This is a genomic window from Streptomyces purpurogeneiscleroticus, from assembly GCF_020024005.1.
In the GTDB taxonomy this organism is placed as follows: Bacteria; Actinomycetota; Actinomycetes; order Streptomycetales; family Streptomycetaceae; genus Streptomyces; species Streptomyces purpurogeneiscleroticus.
On the sequence record NZ_NHSG01000063.1, the window covers coordinates 1 to 7,176 of the forward strand.

Here is a 7,176-nt window from a genome sequence, read left to right on the forward strand (position 1 = left end):
CACATCCGGCCGAGGGGGGTGAGCCGATGCCGGCCCGGCAGCCCGGCGGCGACCGGCTGCGCTTCGTGGGCGCGGCCACCCGGCGGATCGCGCGCGGCATCGACCTGGACGAAATCGTGCTGGGCCTGTGCCGGGCGACGGTCCCGACGTTCGCCGACGCGATCCTGGTGTATCTGCGCGACCCGCTGCCGGTGGGCGACGAGCGGCCGGCCGGCCCCGTCGTGCTGCGGCTGCGGCGCACCGACCGGATCCCCGAGGAGGCCGACACCAACGGCGGCCGGCTGCCCACCCTGCCCGCACAGCCCGACCTGGGCCCGGCGATGGGCGGGATGGCGGCCGAGCTCGCCGAGGTCGTGCCCGGCGGGCCGCTGGCCGAGGTGCTGCGCGGGGTGCGCCCGCTCTTCGGCGAGGCGCAGGCCGCGCAGGCCGCGCTGCCCGAACTGCTCGGCCCCGGCACGCGGATGCCGCAGGGCCAGCGCGTCATCCTGGCGCCGCTGCGCGGCCGCCGCCGGGTGATCGGCGCCGCGGTCTTCCTGCGCCGCCCGGACCGCCCGGCCTTCGAGCCGGACGACCTGCTGGTGGCGGCGCAGCTGGCGACCCACACGGCGCTGGGCGTGGACAAGGCGGTGCTGTACGGGCGCGAGGCGTACATCGCCGACGCGCTGCAGCGCACGATGCTGCCCGACTCCCTCCCGCAGCCCACGGGCGTGCGCCTCGCCAGCCGGTACCTCCCGGCCGCCGAGACCGCGCGGGTCGGCGGCGACTGGTACGACGCGATCCCGCTGCCGGGGTCCCGGGTCGCCCTGGTCGTGGGCGACGTGATGGGGCATTCGATGACCTCGGCGGCGATCATGGGGCAGCTGCGCACCACCGCGCAGACCCTCGCCGGGCTCGACCTGCCGCCGCAGGAGGTCCTGCACCACCTCGACGAGCAGGCCCAGCGGCTCGGCACGGACCGGATGGCGACCTGCCTGTACGCGGTCTACGACCCGGTCGCGCACCGCATCATCGTCGCCAACGCCGGTCATCCGCCGCCGGTCATGCTGCACCGCGGCGGCCGCGCCGAGGTCCTGCGCGTGCCTCCGGGCGCTCCGATCGGCGTCGGCGGCGTGGACTTCGAGGCGGTCGAGCTGGACGCGCCCGCCGGCGCGACGCTGGTCCTGTACACCGACGGCCTGGTGGAGTCCCGGATACGGGACGTGTGGACCGGCATAGAGCAGCTCCGCGAGCGGCTGACGGAGACGGCCCGGCTGACCGGACCGAACCCGCCGCCGCTGGAGCCGCTCTGCGACGAGGTGCTGGACATGCTCGGCCCGGGCGACCGGGACGACGACATCGCGCTGCTCGCGGCCCGCTTCGACGGGATCGCGCCGAGCGACGTGGCGTACTGGTACCTCGACCCGAAGGCGCAGACCGCCGGGCAGGCCCGCCGCCTCGCCCGCAGGGCGCTCCAGCGCTGGGATCTGGAGGAGCTGACGGACCAGGTCGAGCTGCTGGTCAGCGAGGTCGTGACCAACGCCGTGCGGTACGCCGAGCGGCCGATCACGCTGCGGCTGCTGCGCACGGACGTACTGCGCTGCGAGGTCGGCGACGACGTGCCGCAGCTGCCGCGGCTGCGCCAGGCCCGCCCGTCGGACGAGGGCGGCCGGGGCCTGTACCTGGTCAACCGCCTCGCGCGGCGCTGGGGCGCGACCCGGCTGAGCACCGGCAAGGTCGTGTGGTTCGAGCTGTCGATGCCGCCGGTCGCACGGCGGCTGCCGGGCCGGGAGTAGGCAGTACGGGAACGACGGCGGGCCCGGGGCTTTCTCGCCCCGGGCCCGCCGTCGTTCACTCGCGCGCGCTCACTCGCCGAGCATCGGGCGCTTGTCGTGCCCGGTCTCCTTCTCCTCCTCGCCCCCGCCGTCCGGCAGCGGGAGCTCCGAGGACTCGCTCGGTGACGGGGAGGCCGACTCCTCGGGCGGCTCGCTGGTCTCCGACTCGCTGGGCGAGGGGGACGGCGAGGGCGAGGCGGACTCGGAGCTCTCCGACGGGCTCGGCGACGGGGACTCCGACTCCTCGGTCGGGGTCGGCGTCGGGGTGGGGGTCGGCGCGACCCCGGCGCCCAGGTCGGTGTCCAGGTCGAAGCGGGCGAACAGCTCGCCGCCCAGGGCGTTCTGGGTGTATGCCGCCCAGATCTCCGCGGGGTAGCCGCCGCCGTTGACCCGGCCGCCGCCGCCCGCGCCCTTGAGGGTGACCTGCGGGTGCGGCGGGTCCGCGTCCTCGCCGAACAGGCCGACGGCGGTGACCAGCCGGGGCGTGTAGCCCACGAACCAGGCGGACTTGTTGTCGTCCGAGGTGCCGGTCTTGCCGGCGATGTCGTAGTCGGTGTTGCGGACGGCGGTGCCCGTACCGTCCTGGACCACGCCGGTCAGTACGGAGGTCACGGTGTCCGCGGTCGTGCGGCTGAGGACCTGCCCGCCGATCGGCTCCGGCAGGTCGACGGGCGCCTCCTCGCCGCGCTGCGCCGAGGTCACCAGCTGGGGAGTGACCTTCTTGCCGTGGTTGTCGAGGGTGGCGTAGACGCCGGCCATCTGGAGCGGGCTGGCGCCCATCGAGCCGAGTGTCATGGCCGGGCGGGCCGACATCTTCTCCGCGTCCATGCCGAGCTGCCCGGCGGTCCGGCGTACCTCCTCCAGCCCCACGTCCACGCCCATCTGCGCGAAGACGGAGTTGACGGAGTTGTTCATGGCCGTCTGGACGCTGATCGGGCCGTAGTCCTTTTCGTCCTCGTTGGGCGGCGCGAAGCCGATGGCGCTGCCCTTCACGGGGCGGCGGCTGGTGCCGTCGTAGACGGTGTCCGGGGTGATCGGGGTGCCGTCCTGGGTGGTGGAGTTCTTCTCCAGGGCGGTGGCGAGGATCAGCGGCTTGAAGGTGGAGGCCGGCTGGTAGTCCTCGCGGGTGGCGTTGTTGACGTAGTGCTCCAGATAGCCCTTGCCGCCGTACAGCGCCACGATGTGGCCGGTGTCGGGGTCGACGGAGACCGCGCCGGCCTGGGCGTCGGCGTCCACGTCACGGGTCTTGGGGTCGAGCTTGCTGGTCAGCTTCTCCTCGACGGCCGACTCCAGCGCGCGCTGGCGCTTCTTCTCGACGCCCAGGCTGATCGTCCAGCCGCCGCGCGCGAGCTCGTCCTCGGTGATGCCCTGCTTCTGCAGCTCGGTGTCGGCGAGCTTGACCAGGTAGCCCTTCTGGCCCTTCAGGCCGGAGCTGGGCTTGGGCTTCTCCGGCACCGGGAACTTCAGCCCCTGCCGCTTCCCGGCGTCCAGCCACTTCATCTCGACCATGTTGTCGAGGGTGTAGTTCCAGCGCGCCTGGACCCGCTTCTTGCCGGCGTCGGTGGCGACGGCCCAGTCGTACTGGCTGGGCGCCTGGAGCAGCGAGGCGAGGTAGGCGCCCTGCTCGACCGTGAGGTCCCGGGTGTGCACGCCGTAGTACGCCTGTGCCGCGGCCTCGATGCCGTATGCGCCGCGGCCGTAGTAACTGGTGTTGATGTAGCCGGCCAGGATCTCGTTCTTGCCGAGCTTCTGGTCGACCTTCAGGGAGATCACGATCTCCTTGAGCTTGCGGCTGACCGTCTGTTCCTGCGTCAGGTAGTAGTTCTTCACGAACTGCTGGGTGATGGTCGAGCCGCCCTGCTTGCCCTGGCCGCGCAGGGTGTTGAGGATGCCGCGGGTGGTGCCCTTCAGGTCGACGCCGGAGTCCTGGTAGAACGTCTTGTTCTCGGCGGCGACGAAGGTGTGCTGGACGTCCTTGGGGATGTCGCTGATCGGCACGCTCTCGCGGTTGAAGCCGGTGCGGGCCAGCACGGAGCCGTCGGCGTACTTGTAGACGTTGGCCTGGGCGGTGGCCTGGCCGTTGGCGGAGGCCGGCACGTCGACGACGAGGTACAGGCCGATGAAGCCGAGGATGCCCAGCAGGCAGACGGTGAAGAACGCGCCGAGCAGCTTCTTGAAGCTGAAGAAGCGGCCTGCGCCGCCGCCTCTCTTGCGTTTCGCCCGGCGGCTGCCCCGCTTCCGCGCCCGTCTCGCTTCGGCTCTTCCCATCGCTCGTGTCACTCCAGTCGTTCCGCCCCCAAATAACCCAGCCTCCGAAGCTAACCCCCCGGTGTCATCACATAGGCATCGATCAAGCCTTTTCCGGACGTGACAATGAGCACCTCATTTCTGTGCAACCGTTCGAGGATTTCCGCGTCCGCCCTTGCGCCGCCCGGCCCGCACGGATTAAATAGCTATCACTTTGCTAGACCAGCGTAAGCACGCAAGGTACGGCCCGACCGCCGTACGGAACGGGGGAACCCCATGACCGACCACGCGCCCACTCCGCCCGCCGGCACCGAGCCCGACACCCCGGCCCTGCCCGCGCCGCAGGTCAGAGAGGTCACCGCGCACAGCATCCCGGGCGGTCTCGGCCTGCTGCTGACCGTGCTCGGCGTCTTCGCCGGCATCGCGCTGGCGATCCTCGGCGCCGCCTCCGCCTCGGACGGCAACAAGGCGCTGGGCGGCACGATGATCGGCGTCGGCATCCTGCTGCTGCTCGTCTCCCTCTTCTGCATGGGCGGCGTGAAGATGGTCGCGCCCGGTGAGGCCCGGGTCATCCAGCTCTTCGGCCGGTACGTCGGCACGATCCGCACCGACGGCCTGCGCTGGATCAACCCGCTCACCAGCGCCACCAAGATCTCCACCCGGGTCCGCAACCACGAGACCGCGGTCCTGAAGGTCAACGACGCCTACGGCAACCCCATCGAGCTGGCCTCGATCGTGGTCTGGAAGGTCGAGGACACCGCGCAGGCGCTCTTCGAGGTGGACGACTTCCTGGAGTTCGTCGCCACCCAGACCGAGGCGGCCGTCCGGCACATCGCGATCGAGTACCCCTACGACGCCCACGACGAGGACGCGCTCTCGCTGCGCGGCAACGCCGAGGAGATCACCGAGAAGCTCGCCGCCGAGCTGACCGCGCGGGTCGAGGCGGCCGGCGTCCGGATCATCGAGGCGCGCTTCAGCCACCTCGCGTACGCCCCCGAGATCGCCTCCGCGATGCTCCAGCGGCAGCAGGCCGGCGCCGTCGTCGCCGCCCGCCAGCAGATCGTCGAGGGCGCGGTCGGCATGGTCGAGTCGGCCCTGGACCGGATCAGCGAGCAGGGCATCGTCGAGCTGGACGAGGAGCGCAAGGCGGCCATGGTCTCGAACCTCATGGTGGTGCTGTGCGGTGACCGCGCCGCGCAGCCCGTCCTGAACACGGGCTCGCTCTACCAGTGAGCCCCAAGAGCGAGGAGCCCGGGACGCCGGGCCGGCGGCCGCAGCAGCGCAAGCAGATGCTGCTGCGGCTCGACCCGTCGGTGCACGACGCGCTGGTGCGCTGGGCCGGTGACGAACTGCGCAGCGCCAACGCGCAGATCGAGTTCCTGCTCCGCCGCGCGCTGGCGGAGGCGGGGCGGCTGCCCAAGGACGCCGGGGCGATGCGGCGCCGGGGGCGTCCGCCGAAGACGGACGGGGCGCCGCCCCCGGAGGACGAGTGACACCTATTCACCCGGCGTATACATGGCGTGAACAGCCGACGTAGGCTGCTCGCCATGTCTATCGGTCATACCCTGCTGGGCCTGCTGGAGTCCGGACCCCGGCACGGCTACGACCTCAAGCGGGCCTTCGACGAGCACTTCGGCCAGGACCGCCCGCTGCACTACGGCCAGGTCTACTCGACCATGTCCAGGCTCCTGAAGAACGGCCTGGTCGAGGTGGACGGCATCGAGGCCGGCGCCGGGCCCGAGCGCAAGCGGTACGCCATCACCGACGCGGGTGTGACCGATGTGGCCCAGTGGCTGCGGAGCCCGGAGAAGCCCGAGCCGTATCTGCACTCCACGCTCTACACCAAGGTCGTGCTCGCCCTGATGACCGGCCGGGACGCCGCCGAGCTGCTGGACACCCAGCGCGCCGAACACCTCCGGCTGATGCGCGGGCTGACCGAGCGCAAGCGCACGGGCGACCTCGCCGACCAGCTGATCTGCGACCACGCCCTGTTCCACCTCGAAGCGGACCTGCGCTGGCTGGAACTGACCGCGGCCCGCCTCGACAAGCTCGCCCGGGCGGTATGCGGATGACGCCGGACGGCTCGGTACTCGCCGGTGAGGGGCTGTACAAGACATACGGGCACACGCCCGCGCTGGACGGCGCGGACTTCTCGGTGCACCCCGGCGAGGTCGTCGCCGTCATGGGCCCCTCCGGCTCCGGCAAGTCGACCCTGCTGCACTGCCTCGCGGGCATCGTCCGGCCGGACTCGGGCAGCGTCCGCTACGACGGCCGGGAGCTGACCGCGCTGCCGGACGCGGAGCGCAGCGCCCTGCGCCGCACGGACTTCGGCTTCGTCTTCCAATTCGGGCAGCTGGTACCCGAGTTGACCTGCCTGGAGAACGTCGCCCTGCCGCTGCGGCTCAACGGCACGAAGCGGAAGGCCGCCGAGGCCACCGCCCGCGAATGGCTGGCCCGCCTGGAGGCCGACGACATCCACGGCAAGCGCCCCGGCGAGGTCTCCGGTGGCCAGGGCCAGCGCGTGGCCGTCGCCCGCGCCCTCGCCGGCCGCCCCCGCGTCCTGTTCGCCGACGAACCGACCGGCGCCCTGGACTCCCTCAACGGCGAACGCGTCCTGACCCTGCTGACCGACGCGGCGCGCGACACCCGAGCCGCCGTCGTCCTGGTCACCCACGAGCCCCGCGTCGCCGCCTACTCCGACCGCGAGATCACCGTCCGCGACGGGCGGGTCAGGGAATCCCTGGCGGGCCTGTGACGGCCCTGCTCGGCACCCGCCCCACCGGCTCCCGGTCCGGCCGTCCGCCGCACGGCCCGCCCGGCGGCCCCGCCGCCTGGCTGCGCGACCTCGCCATGGGCGCCCGGTTCGCGGTCACCGGCGGCCGCGAGGGCCGGCTCCGTACGACGCTGAGCGCGGTCGGCGTGGGCATCGGCGTCGCCGTCCTGCTGCTCGCCTGCTCCGCGCCGACGGTGCTCGACGCCTGGCACGGCCGCGAGAAGGCCCGCGAGAACCTCGGTCAGCTGCACGAGCCGCACGCCTCGGACCGCACCGTGCGCTACGCCCGGGCCGACACCTCCTTCCACGGCGAGCCCGTACGCGGCCGTCTGGTGCGGCCCGACG

Annotated in this window: 6 protein-coding genes and 1 pseudogene; 6 read left to right on the forward strand and 1 reads right to left on the reverse strand. The window is 72.4% G+C overall.

The window, feature by feature from the left end; translation table 11 throughout:
* On the forward strand, positions 1–1,772 hold a 1,772-nt coding region (locus tag CCS38_RS01880; protein ID WP_223731422.1), incomplete at its 5' end, for a SpoIIE family protein phosphatase.
* A gap of 69 nt (positions 1,773–1,841) precedes the next feature.
* Here CCS38_RS01880 and CCS38_RS01885 read toward each other — a convergent pair.
* The gene (locus CCS38_RS01885) at positions 1,842–4,079 is read right to left on the reverse strand and encodes a transglycosylase domain-containing protein (protein WP_223731423.1); all 2,238 of its coding nucleotides are present in this window, start codon (positions 4,077–4,079) and stop codon (positions 1,842–1,844) included.
* A gap of 255 nt (positions 4,080–4,334) precedes the next feature.
* Here CCS38_RS01885 and CCS38_RS01890 point away from each other — a divergent pair, with 255 nt between their 5' ends.
* The 5 genes and pseudogenes from CCS38_RS01890 to CCS38_RS01910 all read left to right on the forward strand — a co-directional run.
* Positions 4,335–5,291, forward strand: coding sequence for an SPFH domain-containing protein (locus tag CCS38_RS01890; protein WP_223731424.1), 957 nt, complete (start codon positions 4,335–4,337; stop codon positions 5,289–5,291).
* Positions 5,288–5,551, forward strand: coding sequence for a type II toxin-antitoxin system antitoxin (locus tag CCS38_RS01895; protein ID WP_223731425.1), 264 nt, complete (start codon positions 5,288–5,290; stop codon positions 5,549–5,551). Before CCS38_RS01890 ends, CCS38_RS01895 begins: the two co-directional genes overlap by 4 nt.
* Before the next feature lie 54 nt (positions 5,552–5,605).
* Positions 5,606–6,130, forward strand: coding sequence for a PadR family transcriptional regulator (locus CCS38_RS01900; RefSeq protein ID WP_223731426.1), 525 nt, complete (start codon positions 5,606–5,608; stop codon positions 6,128–6,130).
* Entirely contained in the window at positions 6,127–6,813 is a 687-nt protein-coding gene (locus tag CCS38_RS01905; protein ID WP_223731427.1) for an ABC transporter ATP-binding protein, read from the forward strand. Before CCS38_RS01900 ends, CCS38_RS01905 begins: the two co-directional genes overlap by 4 nt.
* A pseudogene (locus tag CCS38_RS01910) lies at positions 6,810–7,176 on the forward strand (ABC transporter permease); the annotation flags it as partial. The gene CCS38_RS01905 and the pseudogene CCS38_RS01910, both read left to right, overlap by 4 nt.

Bases quoted from the DNA above. Each gene is read 5' to 3' on its own strand.
- CCS38_RS01885 (WP_223731423.1), bottom strand. From the start codon at position 4,079: ATGGGAAGAGCCGAAGCGAGACGGGCGCGGAAGCGGGGCAGCCGCCGG.
- CCS38_RS01900 (WP_223731426.1), top strand. From the start codon at position 5,606: ATGTCTATCGGTCATACCCTGCTGGGCCTGCTGGAGTCCGGACCCCGG.
- CCS38_RS01890 (WP_223731424.1), top strand. From the start codon at position 4,335: ATGACCGACCACGCGCCCACTCCGCCCGCCGGCACCGAGCCCGACACC.
- CCS38_RS01905 (WP_223731427.1), top strand. From the start codon at position 6,127: ATGACGCCGGACGGCTCGGTACTCGCCGGTGAGGGGCTGTACAAGACA.